We start from the raw sequence: 18,511 nt of genomic DNA on the forward strand, positions 1-18,511 counted from the left end.
ATGCAGACGCCCGCGACCGGGGAGGGCATTGTCGTCGTGTCGCCGCCGATCGGTGACGGAAGGCTCGCCGACAACATCGTCTATTTCGGGCGCGTGCTCCGCAAGGCGGGACTGAAGCCGGGGCCGGGGGCTGTGGCCGACGCGATTTCCGCCGTCAATGTCATCGGGATCGGATCGCGCGAGGAATTCCATGCGGCGCTCTCGGCAATCTTCGTCAAACGGCACGAGGACCAGCCGGTGTTCGACGAGGCATTCCGGCTGTTCTGGCGGTCGCGCGACCTCGTCGAGAAGATGATCGCGATGATGTCGCCGGTCGCGCTCGACAGCAGCGAACGCGAGAAGGCAAAGGCCGGCGCGTCGCGTGTCAGCGATGCTCTGTTCACCGCCCGTGATCGCAGCAGCCGCGAGCGCGACGAGCCCGACATCGAGATCGATGCGCGGCTGACGGTGTCCGGCAGCGAGGTGCTGCGCCGCACCGATTTTGCCCAGATGACGGCCGACGAGTTGTCGGAGGCTCGGCGCCAGATCGAACGCATGGCGATGCCGGTCGACGACATTCCGACCCGCCGGCACCGTCCGGCACCTCGATCGCGCCATGTCGACGCGAGGGCCATGATGCGCGCTGCGATGCGCACCGGCGGTGACCTGATACTGCCGAAATACCGCGAACGTCGCCGCCGTCCGCCGCCGGTCGTCGTGCTCGCCGACATTTCCGGATCGATGAGCCAGTACACGCGCATCTTCCTGCATTTCCTGCACGTGCTGACCGAACGCCGGCGACAGGTGCATACGTTCCTCTTCGGGACTCGGCTCACCAACGTGACGCGGCAGATGCGCAATCGCGATCCGGACGAGGCGATCGACCAATGCACGGGGGTCGTGCGCGACTGGTCTGGCGGGACGCGGATCGGCGAGACGTTCCGGGAGTTCAACCACCAATGGGCTCGGCGCGTGCTCGGGCAGGGGGCGATCGTCTTGCTGATCACGGACGGACTGGAGCGCGAGGGGACGGAGCTGCTTGCCGCCGAGACGGATCGCCTGCACCGCTCCTGCCGCCGGCTGATTTGGCTCAATCCGCTCCTGCGTTTCGAGGGGTTCGAGGCGCGGGCCCGGGGCGTGCGGGCCATGTTGCCGCATGTCGACGAGTTGAGACCGGTGCACAATCTCAACTCGCTCGCGGACCTGGTCGCCGCATTGTCCAGCACGGCCGACGACGGCGGCGATCGTCAGCGCCTGATCAACGATCTCAGGAGGTATCAGTGACAACCGACACACAGGTCAGGGATCCACTTTTCATTGCCGAGGACTGGAAAGGGCAGGGGCGGGGCGTCGCCATTGCGACGGTTGTCGAGACCTGGGGGTCGGCGCCCCGCCCGGTCGGCAGCCATCTGGTGATCGACGCAGAGGGCAATTTCGAGGGCTCGGTGTCGGGTGGTTGCGTCGAGGGCGCCGTGATCACCGAGGCACTCGACGTACTGGAGTCAGGTCAGGCGAAGATGCTGGAATTCGGCGTTGCCGACGAGACCGCATGGCGGGTCGGCCTGTCATGCGGCGGCAGGATCCGCGTCTATGTCGAAAGGCTCGGCTGATGGATTTTGACAATCTCAAGCGTCTGAACGAGGCGCGGCTGGCACGCAGAGCGGCTGTCCTTGTCACGGATCTTGCCGAGGGCGGAGACCGGCTCGTGGTCGAGGGAGAGACTGTGCCGGGGTCGCTCGGCGAGGAAATTGTTGGGCGTTTCCGCTCCGGCAAGTCCGTCTCCGTCGAGATCGAAGGGCGGTCAGTCTTTCTCAACGTGCACCTGCCGCCGCCGCGGATTGTGGTGATCGGGGCGGTGCATATCAGCCAGGCGCTTTACCCAATGGCTGCGATCGCCGGATATGACATGACCATCATCGATCCGCGCACGGCCTTTGCCACGCCCGAGCGTTTCGAAGGGGTCGATCTCGTGGCCGACTGGCCGGAGGACGTGCTTTCGAACCGTCCGCTCGACCGCTACTCGGCGCTGGTCGCCGTCACGCACGATCCCAAGATCGACGATTTCCCGATTGCAGCGGCTCTCAAGGCCGGCTGTTTCTATGTCGGGGCGTTGGGCAGCCGCAAGACCCATGCGAAGCGGGTCGAGCGGCTGATGGCGAAGGGGTTCTCCGACGCGGAGATCGGGCGGATTTCCGCTCCGGTCGGCATCGACATCGGGGCAGCGACACCGGCCGAGATCGCGGTCGCGGTGCTCGCCGACGTCATCCAGGCTTTCCGCCGGCGTTCGCTCGACGGCGCGGGGAGTGCTGCCGCATGATCTTCGGCGAGTTTTCCGTAGCCGATGCCGAAGGCCTCATTCTTGCCCATGCGGTGAAGCTGCCGTCGGGCAAGCTGGCGAAGGGTCACGTGCTGCAAGAGCCCGACCTCGCGCTCCTGACGGCGGCCGGTGTCGCCAGCGTGATTGCCTGCCGGATGGAGGATGACGATCTCGGTGAAGACGCTGCGGCCGACCGCTGTGCTTCGGCTGTCGATCCGGCTCATATGCGTCTGTCACCGGCCTCGACCGGACGGGTGAATTTCTATGCGACCTGCAACGGGCTCTTCGTCGCGGATCGGTTGCTCGTCGATCGTTTCAATCGCGTCGATCCGGCGATCACGCTGGCCACGCTTGCCGACCACAGCGACGTGCGCGACGGCGACCTTGTCGCGACAGTGAAGATCATTCCGCTCGCTGCACGGCGCGACAGTGTCGAGACGGCGCGGCAGATCCTTTGCGAGGGCAACGCCTTTGCGCTGAAGCCGTATCGGACGCATGCAGTCCACCTGATCGCCACGGAACTGCCGTCGCTGAAGGTTTCGGTGATGGACAAGACGGCGCGCGTGCTGGAACACCGGTTGGCGGCTTCGGGAAGTCGCCTCGTTCACGAGCAGCGGGTGGCGCATCGGGCGGAAGCGGTTGCATCCGCCATCGAGGCGGCACTTGGGCGGCGTTGCGTCGAACCATCGATGATCATCGTGTTCGGGGCATCGGCGATGTGCGATGCAGCCGACGTCATCCCCGAATCAATCCGGATGGCGGGTGGCGTGGTCGATCAGGTGGGGCTCCCGGTCGATCCGGGGAACCTGTTGGTGCTTGGTCATGCCGCAGACGTGTCGATCATCGGTGCGCCGGGTTGCGCGCGTTCGCCCAAGGAGAACGGTTTCGACTGGGTGCTGAACCGATTGCTGGCGGGCGAGTTCCCAACGAGACATGAATTGACCGGACTTGGCGTGGGGGGATTGCTGATGGAAATTCCGAGCCGGCCGCTGCCACGCGAACTCGTCGGGTCCGAACCGCATCCGACCCGGGTCGCCGTCGTCCTGCTTGCCGCCGGACGGGCGAGCCGGATGGGCGACGACGGGCGCCACAAGCTGCTCTCCGAATTCGACGGAGAGCCGCTGGTGCGCCGCTCGGCCCGCATCGCGCGGGAGGCCGATGCAGGCCCGGTTTTCGTGGTCACCGGACACCGTGCCGCCGAGATCACTGCCTGTCTTGAGGGGCTGGACGTCGCCTGCATCGACAATCCGGACTATGCGAGCGGCATGGCAAGCTCTCTGAAGGCCGGCGTCAGTGCCGCCAATGCCGGCGGAGTCGATGGCGTGCTCGTCATGCTCGCGGACATGCCGGGGGTCTCGGTTCAGGATCTCGATGCCCTGGTTTCGGCTTTTAGGACATCCGGCGGCTGCGCCATCGTGCGTGCCGTGGCCGACGGTCAAAGGGGCAATCCCGTGATCCTGCCGCGTTCGACTTTCGAGGCGGTCAAGGCGCTGGAAGGCGACATCGGTGCGCGGCCGATCATCGAGACGGCCGGCCTTCCGGTCATCGACGTCGAGATCGGCGCCGCTGCGCGTCTCGACGTGGATACGCCGGAGGCGATCGTTGCGGCCGGTGGCGTCTTGAAGGGTTAGAGGATGGACAACGTCGAAATCGAGGATCTTTTTGCCTCGCTCGGCCCGGTCACGGTCAAGCGGATGTTCGGCGGCAAGGGCATCTACTGCCAAGGCGTCATCTTCGCGCTTTATCTGTTCGACGAAATCATGCTGAAGGTCGACGATGAAACTGCGCCGCTCTTCTCGGCTGCCGGCGCGCGTCAATGGGTCTATCAGCGTGAGGGCAAGAGCTCCGTCGCCATGCCCTACTGGTCGACGCCCGAAGATGCACTGGATGATCCCGACGAGATGGTGAAATGGGCGCGGCTTGCCTTCGAGGCGGGCCTGCGGGCCGAGGCCGGCAAGGTCAAGCCGCAGCGATCGCCGACGTCAGCGAAGAAACGGAAGGATGGCGTGGGTAAAGGCTGAGAGGGGTGTCGGCAGAGCGTCGAGATCGAACCAGCCGATCTCCGCAAGCTTGTCCGGCTCGGTCAGTTGCGGTTCGCCTTTGATGTCGTCGGTCTTGTAGAGCAGGGAGATCCAGTGCTGGCGGTCAGCGTCTATGATCTGCTCGGACGCCATGACGAAGGAGAGCCTGCCGATCGCGAGGCCGGTTTCTTCTTCCGCCTCACGGCGCGCCGCCGTCTCGGCGGGTTCGAGATGATCGACCTTGCCGCCGACAATGTTCCAGAACCCGGCTTCCGGCGCCTTCAGGCGGCGGCAGAGCAGAAGCTTGCCGTCGCGCATAATCGCCAGCCCGACGCCGACACCGGGAAAATTGATGCCGGGCTTACCCATTCAGGATTTCGCGGCAGCTGCGACGATCAGCATGAAGGCCGGGATTTCGTCGCCGAAGCCGACCGGGGTCGGGCCGTCGTCGTGATCGCGATAGTGGTTGCGGCGACGCTCGCGCTGGTCGTCGTTGGCAGGGTTCGGCCTGGTGTTGCGGTTGGCCTGGCTGGGCCGCCTGTCTGCCTTGCGCTCGCTGGTCACTGTTTCGGTCCTTGCCACTTCCACAACACTCTCTTCGACGTCCCGAGCCTTGCTATGCTCGGTCTTTGTTTCAGACTTCTGACCGCCGCGGCGCTCGCGTCCCTTCTCCTTGTCGCGCGAACCGCGCTTGCCGCGACCCTCGTCATGGCTTTCGGCCATGGCGGGGAGCGTCGAAAGGTCGCCGTCGAGCCATTCGATCTGCTGACCGATCAGCTTCTCGATCGCGTCGAGATATTTGGTATCGGCGCGCGACACAAGGGTAAAGGCGGCGCCGGAGCGACCGGCGCGACCGGTACGACCGATACGGTGGACATAGTCTTCCGCATGGATCGGAATGTCGAAGTTGAAAACATGGCTGACGTCAGGAATGTCAAGGCCGCGTGCGGCGACGTCCGAGGCAACGAGCAGCGTGATCTGGTTGTCCTTGAAACCCGCCAGCATGTTGGTGCGTGAACGTTGGTCCATGTCACCGTGAAGCGCACCGACCGAAAATCCATGACGCTCCAACGAGCGGAACAGGTCGGCGACATCCTTCTTGCGGTTGCAGAAGATGATGCCGTTCTTCAGGTCGTCCTGGGCACGGATCAGGTCGCGCAGGCGCGAACGCTTCTCGTAGTCCTTGTTGTGAACGGCGACGATGCGCTGCGTGACCGTCTTCGCAGTCGAGGACGGCGGCGCGACTTCGATGCGTTCGGGGTTCTGCAGGAAGCGATCGGCGAGCTTCTGGATCTCTGGCGGCATCGTGGCCGAGAAGAACAGCGTCTGCCGGGTGAACGGGATCATCTTGGCGATGCGCTCGATGTCCGGAATGAAGCCCATGTCCAGCATGCGGTCAGCTTCGTCGATGACCAGGATCTCGACACCGGTCATCAGCAACTTGCCGCGTTCGCAATGGTCGAGCAGGCGGCCGGGCGTGCAGATCAGCACGTCGGCGCCGCGCTCGAGCTTGCGGTTCTGCTCCTCGAAGGACACGCCACCGATCAGGAGGGCGACGTTCAGTTTGTGGTTCTTGCCGTATTTTTCGAAATTCTCGGCAACCTGGGCTGCGAGTTCGCGCGTCGGCTCCAGGATCAGCGTGCGCGGCATGCGTGCGCGTGCGCGGCCATTTTCGAGAAGCGTCAACATCGGCAGCACGAAGGATGCCGTCTTGCCCGTTCCGGTCTGGGCGATGCCGCAAATGTCGCGACGCTGCAGGGCCGGCGGGATGGCGCCGGCCTGGATCGGCGTGGGCGTGGTGTAGCCGGCGTCGGTGACGGCTGAAAGTACTTTTTGGCTCAGGCCAAGGTCAGCAAATGTGGTCAAAGGGGAATCTGTTTCCGTTCCGGTTCTTGCGAACACTGTTGAATCGCCCTGAACGCGGGCGCTAACGTCAGCGCGGGATAGTGCCAAAATGCTTGAAAGTCAAGGAAACCCCGGCATTTGCAGTAATAAAGGGTGAATAGACGGATCAATTGCCGCGGTGGGTGGCAATAACGGCAAGTCCGGCTGCCGCAAGCACCGCTCCGGCACCACGGTTGACGGTTTTGACAACCCGCGGGGTGCGCAACAGTTGCCGCGCCCGTCCGGCCAGCCAGACATGGGTGCCGATGACAATTGCCTCGACGGCGATGATCACCGCGGCGAGGGCGAGATAGGCTTCGTAGCCGAAGTCGGTTCCGACGAAGTTCGGCAGGAGGGCCAGATAGAAGAGGGGCATCTTGGGATTGCCGAGGTTGAGGGCGACTGCTGTCAGGCAGACGGACACGAGGTCGCCGGAACGCTTCCGCGATGTCGTTTCGGGTATGACCGGCGCGGCAGTCCAGAGCTTTATTCCCATGAATATGAGATAGGCCGCGCCGCCGTAGCGCAGCACGCTCATGAGGAAGCCCATCTCCTCGGCGAGGATCGACAGGCCGAAGGCCGCAAGCGCGAGATAGATCAGGATGCCGAGCACCGTTCCTATGCCATAGGCTACGCCGGACGCTGCACCATGGGAAACCGTTCTTGCGATGATGGTCATGTTGTCGGGGCCGGGGCTGGCCGCGAAGACAAAGAATGCAAGGGCAAATCCCAGCAGAGCCTGCGGTTCCATGATTCCTCCGGCGCCGATCCGGATTGGAAGTCTAGGCTCGGAGCGGTTGCTGTCAATCGATCAGGCTGGTGAGTTTCATCCCGGCATTGAGGAAGTGCATGGGGTCGACCGCTTCACCGTTGCGGCGGACCTCGTAGTGGATATGCGGCCCGGTGGAGCGGCCGGTGTTTCCGGAAAGGCCGATCAGGTCCCCACTGGCGACCTCGTCTCCGAGCTTCACGAGGATACGCGACATGTGGCCGAAGCGGGTGGTGAGGCCAAGCCCGTGGTCGATCTCGACCATGTTGCCATAGCCGCCCGCCGGACCCGCCGCGATGACCTTGCCGGCGCCGGTGCTGCGGATCTCGCCACCGACGGGAGAGCGGAAATCGATGCCGGCATGCATGGCGAGCCCGCCGAAGAACGGATCGGGTCGGTTGCCAAAGCGGCTGGTGATGTCCTTGCCGGGAGCGGGATTTGCAAAGGGCAGGCGCTTGGCCGTGTCGCGCACGGTTTCAAGGCGGCTCAGCGCCGCGTCCAGTTCGTTCAGCGATGCATTGAAGGCTTCGGACGGCTGAGGCGCGATGTAAGGCCCGCCGATCGCGTCGCCGTCCTGAAGTGATATCTCGTCTTTGACCGCTACGCCGTTGCGGCGGAGAATGCCCGAAATCTCGTCGGCGGTGGCGCTGGCGCCGGTGGTGAGTCGCTGGATACGCTCGAGTTGATCATGTTCGATGTCCTTCAGCGACAGGGTCATGTGGGAGAACACCCGGTCGGCGCGATCGGCAACGGTGTCCTGCAACGGCACGTAGCCGAGGGCAGTGGTGCTCGATTGCGACGTGTCGGGCTTGCCGCCGAGCAGTTTCTCGATCGCCTGGACTCCGCTTGAAAGGCTTGCCTGACGGTTGTCCGTGTTCGGCTTGACTGTGGGAAGGGGACCGGAGGAAGGCAGTTCGCCGGCAGCCTCGGCACGGTCGAGCAGCGCGCCCAGTCGGCCGTGGCGCGTCGTCAGCGCCATCTGCTGCTCGAGCAGCTTCTCGACCTTCTCCTCGACCACTTGCTGATCAAGCAGCTGACGGGAGGTGACGCGATCGACCTGGGCTCGGAGGGCTGCGATGCGGTCCTCGTATTCGTGCTGCATGCGAGCCTGGCGGGCCATGGAGGCGCCGATCAGGTTGTCGCGAAAGACGAGATAGGTGGTCGCACCGAGATAGCCGATCGCCATCATGCCGGCAAAACACAGGGCAAGGCCCGCCATCCAGGGGCGGATCGTCATGTGGCGAATCTTGTCGCCGCTTGCCAGGATGACAACATGCTGTTGCCGACGCTTGCCAAAGACCTGGTTTGTTGACTTGCCCGCCACGGGTATCTCCATCACGCCTTCAGCCGAATCCGACTGAAACCTGACGTGATTACACGCGGTTAAGGTTAATATTCGCTGAATTAGAGTGAATTGAAGGACTTGGAACGGTGCTCAGCTGCTTGTCGAGGTCAGCGAGCGGTAGAAGGACGGCGTGAGGCCGGCCTCGGCGCGGGCAACGTCGTTGAACGGCGCCTTGAGGGCTCCGCGGAAGTTCGCACGGACCAGAGCCCTGAAGGTTGCGGCAGGGTCCTTCTTCTCGCGGGCGCAGAGGAAACGGAACCATTTTGCGCCGACGGCCACGTGGCCCTTTTCGTCCTCGTAGATCACCTTCAGCACGTCGGCGCTTTCGATGTCGCCGGTCTCGCGCATCTTGTCCTGGAGCGACGGCGTCACGTCGAGTCCGCGGGCCTCGAGAATGAGGGGCACGACCGCGAGCCTGGCTGTCAGGTCGTTGCGGGTCGAGTGGGCGGCCTGCCAGAGACCGTCATGGGCCGGCATGTCGCCGTAGTCGGCCCCAAGCGCCTTCAGCCGGTCGCGCACCATGCGGAAGTGCTTGGCCTCCTCGAAGGCGACCTGCATCCAGCCGTCGAAGAAGGAATGAGGCACCGGTTCGCTGGCAAAGCGGGCGACGATGTCGAGGGCAAGGTCGACGGCGTTGAGTTCGATATGGGCGAGCGCATGCAGCATGGCGATGCGGCCGGGCAGGGTGTGCAGAGAGCGCTTCTCGGTTGCCCGCGGAGGCACGAGCTCTGGCCTTGCGGGACGGCCAGGGCGCTCGGGGAGTTCCGGGTCGAGGGGCGAACGGAGCGAAAGGCGCCGTTCGTGCCATCGGCGCGCGGTTTCCTGGGCCAGTTCGGTCTTTTCCTCGAGATCGGAGGAACGGATGGCGCGTGTCGCGCCACCCCGCAGCGAGCCGATCGTCAGGCCCGTGATGCTGCCGGTCATCGCAGCGCGCGTGCCGAGTTGAGGACGGTTTCCGCGTGGCCGGCCACCTTGACCTTGCGCCAGATGGCCGCGATGCGGCCGTCCGCATCGATCAGGAACGTGGTGCGCTCGACACCCATGTAGGTGCGGCCATACATGCTCTTTTCCTTCCAGACGCCATAGGCGGAGAGCATGGACTTCTCCTCGTCGGAGGCCAGCAGCACGTTGAGGCCGTGCTTGGCGGCGAACTTGTCGTGGCTTTTCACCGAATCGGGCGAGACGCCGATGACTTTCGTTCCTGCCTTTTCGAATTCATCGGCGAGCGCGGTAAAATCGCGTGCCTCGGTCGTGCAGCCGCTCGTATCGTCCTTCGGGTAGAAATAGACAACCACCGGGGCGCCTCGAAGGGCTGAAAGCGAGACCTCGCCACCGCCGCCAGTCGGCAAGGTGAAGTCCGGAGCCATGTCGCCCGCTGCCAAATCTGCCATGGGATAACCTTTCTTTTGCCCGCTTTGTGGATGAATATCCGCGCCTTCGATATATAGTCCGCAACGCAGCCGTCCACTCTGGCTGTGATATCGGCATCGATCGACGGAGACAATCACCGGCAGATGGGAGAAATCCGGGGCGAAAAGATACGTTTTCGCAGGCAGGACATCGTGCCCTTGCACGAGCTACCGTCGTCTCGCGTCGATGATCCCCTGATCGTCCATTGCCCTCCGCCGTCGTCCTGGGGCCGGCGCGTCACGCGCTATCTGGTCGGCCTCGTCGGGATCGCCGTGGTCGTCTCCGGCGGCGTCTTTGCGGTCATCGAAAGCGGCGCGCTCGATTCGACGCTTTCCGAAGGCGCACGCAGCGTTCTCAACGCAGCCGTCGGTCCCAAATTTCGCGCAGAAGTCGGCAGCACCGCGATCCGCTTCTCGGACAATTTCCAGCTGGCTGTCGAAGCCCGCGACGTGTCGATCGTGCCCGAGGGCGGCGCAAGCCCGCTGGCGCTGACGAAGTCGGTTGGTCTGGTACTCGATCCGATGGCGCTGTTTCGCGGCAAGTTTCAGGTTCGCGAGATCGTCACGGAAGGTGTCGCGCTCGACGCCAACCTCCTGCCGTCCGGGCCGCCGATCGATCTCTCGACGCTGCGGGTAGACAAGATCCCGACGGCGCTCGAGCGGGCCTTCCTCGAGCTCGATACGATCCAGGCCTTCATCGCCAAGGGTGGTCTGGACCGGATGCGCGTTGGCGGGCTCTCGATCGCCGCGAAGGGCGTCGGTGGACGTCCGCTGACCATTACGGTCGATGATCTCGCCATGGAACGGGGAGCGGATGATTCCCTGTCCTTCTTCGGGGCGGTGTCCGTGAACGGCCAGCAGACGGAAATCTCGGCTCTGACCGCCAACAGTGGCGGCGAGGCCCAGTCCTTTACGCTGCGGCTCGCCGATGTGCGCCTCACACCCTTCCTGCTGAAGCGCGACAAGACGGGAGCGCCCCGACAGGGGCTCGACGGGTCCGCGGAGGTAACGATTTCCGCCAAACGCGGTGCCGGCGGCCAGGCGCCAGCCATGAGCGCCATCGTCGATACCGCTGGCGGCAAGATTTATGCCGACGGCAACGACCAGGACCTGACCCGTGCGCGGCTGAATCTATCCTACAATTTCGACAAGCACACGCTCGAGCTTGCCAATTCCAAGGCCGAGTTCGGCCCTATGGTGATGCCGTTGTCCGGAGGGCTGATCGACCTCGATCGGTTGCCCGGAAATGAGAATTCGAGCTCCGGGTTCGGAATCGATCTGGTCGTCAGCGAGGGCCGGGCCGCTGTTCCTGCCTCGGGCGACGAAACTTTTCCGTTTTCTCTCAAAGCTTTCGGGAAATATATGAATGACACACATGAACTTCAGCTCGATACCCTGACGGTGTCGACTCCGCAGGGTAGGATGGATGCCTCGCTCGGCGTCCGTTTTGTAGGGACAGGTCCGGAGGTGCGCTTCGATGCGTTGATCGGCAACATGAAGTCGTCGGTCGTCAAGCAGCTGTGGCCCTACTGGATCGCGTCCAAGGCGCGGCGCTGGGTGCTTGCCAACATCTTCGGTGGCACGATCAGTAACGGCCAGATCTCGGTCTTCATCCCGCAGGACCGGCTGACCGTCGAGCCGCGTCCGCTGCACCTCAACGAGGACGAACTGAAGATCAGCTTCGACATCGCCGATGCGCGGATGAACATCACCGGCGACATCCCGCCGCTGCGCGACACCAATGCCCATTTCGAGCTCTCGGGCCAGAAGGTGGTGACGACGATTCATTCGGCTGCCTCCTATTTCCCGTCCGGACGCGTGGTGAAACTCGAACGCGGCCAACTCGCTCTGGAGAATGTCTACGTCAAGCCGCTGATGGCCGATATCGATGTGTCAGTGTCAGGTGCGGCGGACGCCGTGGCCGAACTTGTTTCCTTCAAGCCCATCAGGGCACTGGAGCGGATCGGATTTGCGGTCGAGGATTTCTCCGGGGCCGTCAAGGGTGACGCGTCCGTGCGGCTCGGCCTGATCTCCGACCAGAACCCGCCCGAGCCGGTGTGGAGCGCCCATCTGGATCTTGCCGACGTCGATGTCGCCAAGCCCTTCGCCAACCGAAAGGTGAGCGACCTCGTGGGCAAGCTGGACGTCGATCCGAAAGCGGCACGGCTGGAAGGCAAGGCGAATATCGACGGCGTGCCCATGGACATCCGGCTGGTCGAACCCGTCGACAAGGATGAACCGGTGGAGCGGGAGCGTGTCGTCAAGGTCAAGCTCGACAACGAGGATCGGCGGCGGCTTGTTCCCGGTCTCGACGATGTAGTCAATGGACCGATCACCGTCGAGTTGACACGGGTCGACGACAAGCGCCAGTCCGCGATGATCGACATGCGCGGTGCGACACTGACCGTTCCTTGGGTCGGATGGTCAAAGGGGCAGGGCATCCCTGCCAAGGCAAGCTTCGAGGTCGTTGAAGGTGATGACCAGACCTCGATCGACAAATTCGAGTTGACCGGCGACGGTTTCGGTGCAGTCGGCAAGCTGATTGTCGGCAAGTCCGGGCTTGTTTCAGCCGATCTGTCCCGGATGCGGCTCTCTCCGGCGGACGACTATGCGCTCGTCATACGTCAGAGCAAGGGCGGCTACGATGTCTCGGTGTCGGGCAAGTCGGCTGATGTCCGCTCGCTGATTTCTCAGCTGAAATCGCCGGGCGACGGTGCGGCCAAGAACGGCGGCAGCAAGTCTCCTGGCATCAAGCTTCAGGGACGTCTCGACCGCGTGGTGGGCTTCGGTGACCGCAGCCTGTCGGGTGTTTCGATTGTCTATGGATCGCGCGACGGCAAGACGACGGCGCTCGACTTTTCCGGTGTGACTGACAGTGGCCAGGCGGTCGTTTCGAAGCTGCGTCGCCCCGAGGGGCTGAGTGAGGTTTCCGTGACCACCAGCGATGCCGGGGCGCTTGCGCGTTTCGTCAATCTCTACAACCGGATGAATGGCGGCCTGCTCAATCTCAAGCTTTCCGAAGGCGCCAACGGCATCTGGAACGGCTCCTTCGACATCCGCAATTTTCAGGTTGAGAACGAAGAACGTCTGCAATCGATCGTTACCACGCCGGCCGGCGCGGGCGGACAGAGCCTGAACAGCGCGGTCAAGAAGGACATCGACGTCAGTTCGGCGCGGTTCCAGCGGGCCTTTGCGCGGCTGGTCTATTCCGACGGCGCGCTTCGGGTCGACAATGGCATCGTGCGGGGAGAGCAGGTCGGGGCGACGTTCCAGGGACTGGTGCGCGACAGCCGTGGCCAGATCGACATGACCGGGACCTTCATGCCGGCCTATGGCCTCAACCGGTTGTTCGGCGAGTTGCCGGTCATCGGCATCCTTCTCGGCAATGGCCGGGACCGCGGGCTGCTGGGTATCACCTTCAAGCTGACGGGGGCTGCGGATCAGCCGAAACTGGTCATCAATCCGTTGTCGATCATCGCGCCGGGCGTGTTCCGGCAGATCTTCGAATTCCGGTGATAGCATTGGCTGCCGGATGACCGGCGTCAGGCTTACAGGAACTCGGTGAGCGCTTCCCGCGACTGGAGTGTCAGGAACTCGATTGCCACGCCTTCGAGGAAGTGGCGGACGATACGGCCGCGCATATTGCCGAGCTGTACGGCCGTGCCGATCGGCGGGCGGATGTCGATATCGACGGCCGCACCCGAAAGCGACAGGTCCATGAGGCGGCAGGGATAGCGGCGCCCGTCTTCGAGGAGGATTTCGGTCCGCGTGTTCCGCGGGGTCAGACGATCGTGGCGGCGATCCTCGGGGAGGCCGAGTTCATGCTTGTTGGCAATCCAGGTCAGCTGCGCGGCGAGTTTCTCGCGCTTGCGTCCCGTGGCGTTGATCGACATCACGAAGCCGTCATCGACCAGCTTGAGGACGGTGCCTTCGACGCGGCCGAGATGGTCGATATAGGCGATCACCCGTTCATTGGGCAGCGGGCAGCCGGCGCAGGCGAAGCGCACGTCGCCCGGCGACATGTCTACGACCTTGCAGACATATTCCTCGTAGTTGGCCAGCATCAGGCGGCCCTGCAGATTGACGGCGACGCGTTGGAACGCCCGCCTTTGTGCAGGGGATACGAGACCGCTGTTCTGCGCTGCCTGAGTTGAATACATGATTCAGGTTCTGAAATATTTGGCTATCGTTAAATGCTTAGCGGCAAGCCGTTAACATATGGTTTTATCAGAGGCGGCATGCCGCCGGTGGAAGTTCTTCAAGAACCGCAATTAAGGTTAATACTTTCCAAGCGTTGCGCGGATTTTCGCGATGTGGCAAGTCGTTCTCATGACTTCACGAAGGTTGTCCTTCGGCGCAGACTTTCGGGTACGGGTTAAAACCTGGGGGACCCGATAGCCGTCCGGTTTGCCCCGGACGGCTTTTTTTTGTTCCGGCCCTGGGTTATGTCACGGGGAAGATACGAGGAAGGTCGAAGTCATGGATGAAATGCCACCCCGGTCGCCCGATGGCGACGGCCCTGCCGAAGGTGGCGCCCCTCATCCCCGCAAGGCGGAGCCGATCTTCAATCTGCCTTCCGGTATCCTGATTGTGCTCGGCGGGCTGGTATTGATCTATGCCATTCAGTCGCTCGTGCTGTCGGCGCCGCTCGCACAGTGGCTTGCCATCACCTTCGGGTTCTCGCCGGTTCGTTATGTCTATCCACTTTCCGAGCAGGGTTTCGAGTGGCTGTGGAGCCCGGTCACGTATTCGTTCCTGCATGGCAGCATCGAACATCTCGCTTTCAACGGCCTCTGGCTTGCCGCGTTCGGAACGCCGGTCCTGCGCCGCATCGGCAACCTGCGGTTCGCAATTTTCTGGATCACCTCTTCGGCGGCCGGGGCGATTTTCCATGCCGCCTTCAATTGGGGTGAGCCGACCGTCATGATCGGCGCCTCGGGTGTTGTTTCGGGGTTGATGGGGGCCGCCTGCCGATTTGCGATCGGCCTGTCCGGGCGCGCCTTGCCGTCCTTTGCCGGCTACCAGCCGCCGCGACTGTCCATCGGTGCAGCACTTTCCCTGAAGACGGTCCGGGTGTTCGTTCTCGTCTGGTTTGCCGGCAATGTGGCCATCGCGCTCGGCTTGCCGTTGTTCGGCGACTTTGCCGGAACCGTTGCCTGGGATGCCCATATCGGCGGCTTCCTGTTCGGCTTCCTGTTCTTCGCGCTGTTCGATCCGATACGCAGCGAAATCCGGCTCCGTTAGGCCGCTACAACGGCATATTGCAATCTCCTGAGATAACAGGCACCATTTTCGTGCGTCGCGGCCACATGGAGGATGGGGCCTTTGACGCGAACGGGATGAATGCGAAGGAGGAGCGAAATGTCTGCGACTGTCAGAAGCATACTCGAAGTGAAGGGACGCAGCGTCGTCACGATTGGACCGAACGTGACGCTGGCCGAAGCCGCCCGCGTGCTCGAAGAACACAAGATCGGTGCCGTCGTGGTCGTGGGCATGGAAGGCCGGATCGTCGGGATCTTCACGGAACGCGACGTCGTGCGCGCGATCGGCCGGGCCGGTTCTTCGTCTCTCGATCAGCCGGTCTCATCCATGATGACCGCGAACGTCTTTCGCTGCCGCGAGGAAACGACGGTCAACGAATTGATGGAAGTGATGTCGAGCCGTCGTTTCCGCCACGTGCCGGTCGAAGACAACGGCAAGCTTTGCGGCATCATCTCGATCGGGGACGTGGTGAAATCCCGCATCCACGAGATCGAGACCGAGGCGGAGCAAATCAAGGCTTACATCGCCGGCTGAGGCGTCCTGCGGGGTGGAGCGGCGCAGGAGACGCTTGTCCGGTCGATCGTACCCCGCGGTTTTCATGTCAGTTGCGCCGCCGCTCGACGGGGCGCCGCTGAAGGGTTCAACGGGCGTAAGCTTCCTGCATGCGCTTCAACTCGCCGATGCGGGCCTTCGCTTCCTCGTAGCCACGTTCGATCGCTTCTCCCGCCTTGTGGAATTCCGAGAGGCCGATCTCGTTGACTCGGGGATGCAAAGCCAGATCCGGCGGATCGCCGGCGAGGCGGGCGCGCGAAATACGGTCCTGAATGATGTTGAAGGCCTGCACCATGACGCCGGTGAGGCCGATCTTGTTGGGGTCCTTCGGTGCCTCGGTGCTTGACCCGTCGCGCAGTTCGCCCGCCCGGTGCTTGACCACTGCAGAGCGCCCGAAGACGTCGTAGTGCAGGTTGACGGCCATGACCAGTGGCTGTTCGTAGGCGCGGCAGACGGAAACCGGCACCGGATTGACGAGCGCGCCGTCGATCAGCGAGCGGTTGTTGCATTTCACCGGCTCGAAAATGCCGGGAAGGGCGTAGGACGCGCGCAGGGCCGTGATCAGGTGACCTCCGTCGATCCAGACTTCATGACCGCTGTTCAACTCGGATGCCACTGCCACGAAGGGCTTGGGCAGATCCTCGATCATCAGGCCCTGCAGGTGTTCCTGCATGCGCTTGGTAAGCCGCATTCCGCCGAGTAATCCGCCGCCGCCGATCGTCAGATCGAGCAGCGAGGCGATGCGGCGCATCGTGAGCGAGCGGGCAAAGACTTCCAGTTCGTCGAGCTTTCCGGCCAGGTAGCAGCCGCCGACAAGCGCTCCGATAGAAGTTCCGGCGATCATGCCGACTTCGATCTCGGCCTCGTCGAGCGCGCGCAATACACCGATATGGGCCCAGCCACGGGCGGCGCCGCCACCAAGCGCCAACGCGATCTTGGTCTTCTTCGGTTTTTCAGGTTCTTTTTCGGGCGGCAGGCCGATCACCGGCGTGTTCTCCGCAGGCTGCAACGATTTGGCCGACGCAGCATTCTTCAGACTCCAGTTCAGCATCTCCGCAACACCCTTATGGCTGAACAACTCCCAGAGCTCATTTAGCGCACTGGATGTTTACCCATTCGTTAAGTGGCCGGACGGAGATTGTCCGAAAGTGGGCCGTCCTGCCTATTTGCCGTCGCCGTAAACCGTATCCGGATCAAAATGCCGGTGGTCGTCGGTGATTGCAAGCACCGCTTGGCCGTCCTTTAGTTCGACGGTTCTGTAGAAGCAGGAGCGGCGGCCGGTGTGGCAGGTTGCATCGTGGCCGGCGACCTCGACCTTCAGCCAGACGGCATCCTGGTCGCAATCGGTGCGGAACGAGCGCACGGTCTGGAGATTGCCGGAGCTTTCGCCCTTCTTCCAGATTTTCGCACGCGAGCGGCTGTAGTAATGGGCGATACCGGTTTCGAGGGTGAGCGCGACAGCCTCGGCATTCATGTGGGCGACCATCAGCAATTCGCCGTCACGGGCGTCCGTCACCACGGCGGTGACGAGACCGTTGGCGTCGAATTTCGGTGTGAAGGGACCGGCGCCCTCGAGGGCGTGCTTGTCGGCAGGCGGCGGATCGAAAGCGACGGCCATCGGGTTTCCATTCGGTAAAGCGTCAGCGGCCGCGGACCATCGACATGAAGCGTGCCTGTTCGGCGGCGTTGTCCTTGAACCGGCCAGTGAAGGTGGTGGTAAGGGTGGTGGAGCCCGATTTCTGGACGCCGCGCATGGCCATGCACATGTGCTCGGCCTCGATGAAGACCGCGACGCCCTTCGGGCTCAGGCTCTCATCGATCGCGGCGGCGATCTGCGCGGTCATGGCTTCCTGCGTCTGGAGTCGGCGACCGAAGACTTCGACGACTCGGGCGATCTTGGATAATCCGAGCACACGGCCGTCCGGCAGGTAGGCGACGTGCGCCTTGCCGATGACGGGCAGCATGTGGTGTTCGCAATGGGAGAAGAACGGGATGTCGCGCACGAGGACGATGTCGTCATAGCCGGCGACCTCCTCGAAGGTGGTACCCAGCACATCCTCGATATCGGCGTCATAGCCGGAGAAAAGTTCTCGATAGGCCTTGGCCACGCGCTTAGGAGTGTCGAGCAGGCCCTCGCGATCCGGGTCGTCGCCGGCCCAGCGCAGAAGCACGCGGACTGCGTCTTCTGCTTCCTCGCGGCTCGGTCGCTGGTCGACTGGGGCGAGTTTGTTCACGATGGCATCCATTCTCGTGGCCTCCCGGTCCTTCGGGTCGCGGACCGACTGTTTGGCTTTTTCCGCCTGTAAATGCGTAACTTGGGTCATCTTGGCAAGCCCGTTCTTGCGATTGTCGATCCGACGAGGGGGATTGCCCTTGTTTTGTTTGGACCGAATTCTCAACTCTCATATAATAGCGTTTCACCGAGTGTGAAGGAACGACGGCGCTACACAGTGTTGCGTTTACGGCGACAATCCGGCCGCAAGATTCGGCGTATGCACCGTTTGGGAGAGTGCCAGAGCGATCATGGACGACATCTACAATTCGCGAATTCTCGAATTTGCCGGCAATATCGAGCGCGGCGGCCGGCTTGCCGATGCGGATGCGAGCGCGGAGAAACACTCCAAGCTGTGCGGGTCGCGGGTCAAGGTCTATCTGAAGATGGCCGATGGGCGCGTCAGCGATTTTGCTCATGAGGTCAAGGCCTGCGCCCTCGGTCAGGCCTCGTCCTCCATAATGGCCCGGCATGTGGTCGGAGCCACCGGGGCTGAGATCCGGCAGGCGCGTCTGGACATGCTCGCCATGCTGAAGGAGGGAGGCGAGGGGCCGACGGGTCGGTTCGAGGACATGCGGTTCCTGAAGCCGGTCAAGGACTACAAGGCGCGCCACGCGTCCACCATGCTCACCTTCGACGCGGTGGTCGATTGTCTCGACCAGATCGAGGCAAGAAGCCCGGCCGTCGCCGTGGCGGGTTGA

General features: G+C 63.1%; 19 protein-coding genes. 9 read left to right on the forward strand and 10 right to left on the reverse strand.

Annotated elements, in window-relative coordinates; genetic code table 11:
* The 5 genes from ACX93L_RS05380 to ACX93L_RS05400 are packed head-to-tail and all read left to right on the forward strand — an operon-like array spanning position 1 to position 4,317.
* A complete protein-coding gene (locus tag ACX93L_RS05380) occupies positions 1-1,263 on the forward strand; it encodes a vWA domain-containing protein (RefSeq protein ID WP_459403865.1) in 1,263 nt (420 codons plus the stop codon).
* Positions 1,260-1,589, forward strand: coding sequence for an XdhC family protein (locus ACX93L_RS05385; RefSeq protein WP_459403866.1), 330 nt, complete (start codon positions 1,260-1,262; stop codon positions 1,587-1,589). The genes ACX93L_RS05380 and ACX93L_RS05385 overlap by 4 nt, the downstream gene beginning before the upstream one ends.
* Entirely contained in the window at positions 1,589-2,296 is a 708-nt protein-coding gene (locus ACX93L_RS05390) for an XdhC family protein (protein WP_459403867.1), read from the forward strand. Before ACX93L_RS05385 ends, ACX93L_RS05390 begins: the two co-directional genes overlap by 1 nt.
* Positions 2,293-3,927, forward strand: coding sequence for an NTP transferase domain-containing protein (locus ACX93L_RS05395; RefSeq protein WP_459403868.1), 1,635 nt, complete (start codon positions 2,293-2,295; stop codon positions 3,925-3,927). Before ACX93L_RS05390 ends, ACX93L_RS05395 begins: the two co-directional genes overlap by 4 nt.
* A 3-nt stretch (positions 3,928-3,930) precedes the next feature.
* Positions 3,931-4,317, forward strand: coding sequence for a TfoX/Sxy family protein (locus ACX93L_RS05400; RefSeq protein ID WP_459403869.1), 387 nt, complete (start codon positions 3,931-3,933; stop codon positions 4,315-4,317).
* Here ACX93L_RS05400 and ACX93L_RS05405 read toward each other — a convergent pair.
* From ACX93L_RS05405 to bcp, 6 genes are all read right to left on the reverse strand, one after another.
* Positions 4,279-4,686: an NUDIX domain-containing protein gene (locus tag ACX93L_RS05405; RefSeq protein WP_459403870.1), complete on the reverse strand. Its 408-nt coding sequence runs from the start codon at positions 4,684-4,686 to the stop codon at positions 4,279-4,281. The genes ACX93L_RS05400 and ACX93L_RS05405 overlap by 39 nt on opposite strands.
* A complete protein-coding gene (locus ACX93L_RS05410) occupies positions 4,687-6,183 on the reverse strand; it encodes a DEAD/DEAH box helicase (protein ID WP_459403871.1) in 1,497 nt (498 codons plus the stop codon).
* Between the two features lie 145 nt (positions 6,184-6,328).
* Positions 6,329-6,952 (reverse strand): LysE family translocator, encoded by a 624-nt coding sequence (locus tag ACX93L_RS05415; RefSeq protein WP_459403872.1) that lies wholly within the window; start codon positions 6,950-6,952, stop codon positions 6,329-6,331.
* Positions 6,953-7,004: 52 nt separating this feature from the next.
* Positions 7,005-8,294 carry a M23 family metallopeptidase gene (locus ACX93L_RS05420; RefSeq protein ID WP_459403873.1) on the reverse strand — a complete coding sequence of 430 codons (1,290 nt, stop codon included), beginning with the start codon at positions 8,292-8,294 and terminating at the stop codon, positions 7,005-7,007.
* 111 nt (positions 8,295-8,405) lie between these two features.
* Positions 8,406-9,239, reverse strand: a complete 834-nt coding sequence (locus ACX93L_RS05425; protein WP_459403874.1) for a ferritin-like domain-containing protein — start codon at positions 9,237-9,239, stop codon at positions 8,406-8,408.
* On the reverse strand, positions 9,236-9,706 hold the full coding sequence (gene bcp, locus ACX93L_RS05430; RefSeq protein ID WP_459403875.1) for a thioredoxin-dependent thiol peroxidase: 471 nt from the start codon (positions 9,704-9,706) through the stop codon (positions 9,236-9,238). Before bcp ends, ACX93L_RS05425 begins: the two co-directional genes overlap by 4 nt.
* A 177-nt stretch (positions 9,707-9,883) precedes the next feature.
* Between bcp and ACX93L_RS05435 the strand changes: the two genes are divergently transcribed.
* Complete coding sequence (locus ACX93L_RS05435) at positions 9,884-13,240, forward strand: hypothetical protein (RefSeq protein ID WP_459403876.1); 3,357 nt, start codon at positions 9,884-9,886, stop codon at positions 13,238-13,240.
* A gap of 32 nt (positions 13,241-13,272) precedes the next feature.
* Here ACX93L_RS05435 and ACX93L_RS05440 read toward each other — a convergent pair whose 3' ends face one another.
* Entirely contained in the window at positions 13,273-13,884 is a 612-nt protein-coding gene (locus ACX93L_RS05440) for a PilZ domain-containing protein (protein ID WP_459403877.1), read from the reverse strand.
* Between the two features lie 319 nt (positions 13,885-14,203).
* Here ACX93L_RS05440 and ACX93L_RS05445 point away from each other — a divergent pair, with 319 nt between their 5' ends.
* Together ACX93L_RS05445 and ACX93L_RS05450 are read left to right on the forward strand one after the other, a co-directional pair.
* Entirely contained in the window at positions 14,204-14,968 is a 765-nt protein-coding gene (locus ACX93L_RS05445) for a rhomboid family intramembrane serine protease (RefSeq protein WP_459403878.1), read from the forward strand.
* 117 nt (positions 14,969-15,085) lie between these two features.
* On the forward strand, positions 15,086-15,520 hold the full coding sequence (locus ACX93L_RS05450) for a CBS domain-containing protein (protein WP_459403879.1): 435 nt from the start codon (positions 15,086-15,088) through the stop codon (positions 15,518-15,520).
* Positions 15,521-15,626: 106 nt separating this feature from the next.
* Here ACX93L_RS05450 and ACX93L_RS05455 read toward each other — a convergent pair whose 3' ends face one another.
* The 3 genes from ACX93L_RS05455 to folE all read right to left on the reverse strand — a co-directional run bounded on the left by ACX93L_RS05455 (position 15,627) and on the right by folE (position 17,784).
* Positions 15,627-16,589, reverse strand: a complete 963-nt coding sequence (locus tag ACX93L_RS05455) for a patatin-like phospholipase family protein (RefSeq protein WP_459403880.1) — start codon at positions 16,587-16,589, stop codon at positions 15,627-15,629.
* A gap of 111 nt (positions 16,590-16,700) precedes the next feature.
* Positions 16,701-17,156 carry a phosphoribosyl-AMP cyclohydrolase gene (hisI, locus tag ACX93L_RS05460; protein WP_169587746.1) on the reverse strand — a complete coding sequence of 152 codons (456 nt, stop codon included), beginning with the start codon at positions 17,154-17,156 and terminating at the stop codon, positions 16,701-16,703.
* 22 nt (positions 17,157-17,178) lie between these two features.
* Positions 17,179-17,784 carry a GTP cyclohydrolase I FolE gene (folE, locus tag ACX93L_RS05465; RefSeq protein WP_459403881.1) on the reverse strand — a complete coding sequence of 202 codons (606 nt, stop codon included), beginning with the start codon at positions 17,782-17,784 and terminating at the stop codon, positions 17,179-17,181.
* Between the two features lie 274 nt (positions 17,785-18,058).
* Between folE and ACX93L_RS05470 the strand changes: the two genes are divergently transcribed.
* Positions 18,059-18,511 (forward strand): iron-sulfur cluster assembly scaffold protein, encoded by a 453-nt coding sequence (locus ACX93L_RS05470; protein WP_459404150.1) that lies wholly within the window; start codon positions 18,059-18,061, stop codon positions 18,509-18,511.

This window comes from Rhizobium sp. CAU 1783, assembly GCF_054551725.1.

What these genes read in the sequence shown, in the direction of transcription:
- ACX93L_RS05380 (WP_459403865.1), top strand. Translation starts at nt 1, where the DNA reads ATGCAGACGCCCGCGACCGGGGAGGGCATTGTCGTCGTGTCGCCGCCG.
- ACX93L_RS05390 (WP_459403867.1), top strand. Translation starts at nt 1,589, where the DNA reads ATGGATTTTGACAATCTCAAGCGTCTGAACGAGGCGCGGCTGGCACGC.
- ACX93L_RS05395 (WP_459403868.1), top strand. Translation starts at nt 2,293, where the DNA reads ATGATCTTCGGCGAGTTTTCCGTAGCCGATGCCGAAGGCCTCATTCTT.
- ACX93L_RS05400 (WP_459403869.1), top strand. Translation starts at nt 3,931, where the DNA reads ATGGACAACGTCGAAATCGAGGATCTTTTTGCCTCGCTCGGCCCGGTC.
- ACX93L_RS05405 (WP_459403870.1), bottom strand. Translation starts at nt 4,686, where the DNA reads ATGGGTAAGCCCGGCATCAATTTTCCCGGTGTCGGCGTCGGGCTGGCG.
- ACX93L_RS05415 (WP_459403872.1), bottom strand. Translation starts at nt 6,952, where the DNA reads ATGGAACCGCAGGCTCTGCTGGGATTTGCCCTTGCATTCTTTGTCTTC.
- ACX93L_RS05425 (WP_459403874.1), bottom strand. Translation starts at nt 9,239, where the DNA reads ATGACCGGCAGCATCACGGGCCTGACGATCGGCTCGCTGCGGGGTGGC.
- bcp (WP_459403875.1), bottom strand. Translation starts at nt 9,706, where the DNA reads ATGGCAGATTTGGCAGCGGGCGACATGGCTCCGGACTTCACCTTGCCG.
- ACX93L_RS05440 (WP_459403877.1), bottom strand. Translation starts at nt 13,884, where the DNA reads ATGTATTCAACTCAGGCAGCGCAGAACAGCGGTCTCGTATCCCCTGCA.
- ACX93L_RS05445 (WP_459403878.1), top strand. Translation starts at nt 14,204, where the DNA reads ATGGATGAAATGCCACCCCGGTCGCCCGATGGCGACGGCCCTGCCGAA.
- ACX93L_RS05450 (WP_459403879.1), top strand. Translation starts at nt 15,086, where the DNA reads ATGTCTGCGACTGTCAGAAGCATACTCGAAGTGAAGGGACGCAGCGTC.
- ACX93L_RS05455 (WP_459403880.1), bottom strand. Translation starts at nt 16,589, where the DNA reads ATGCTGAACTGGAGTCTGAAGAATGCTGCGTCGGCCAAATCGTTGCAG.
- hisI (WP_169587746.1), bottom strand. Translation starts at nt 17,156, where the DNA reads ATGGCCGTCGCTTTCGATCCGCCGCCTGCCGACAAGCACGCCCTCGAG.
- folE (WP_459403881.1), bottom strand. Translation starts at nt 17,784, where the DNA reads ATGGATGCCATCGTGAACAAACTCGCCCCAGTCGACCAGCGACCGAGC.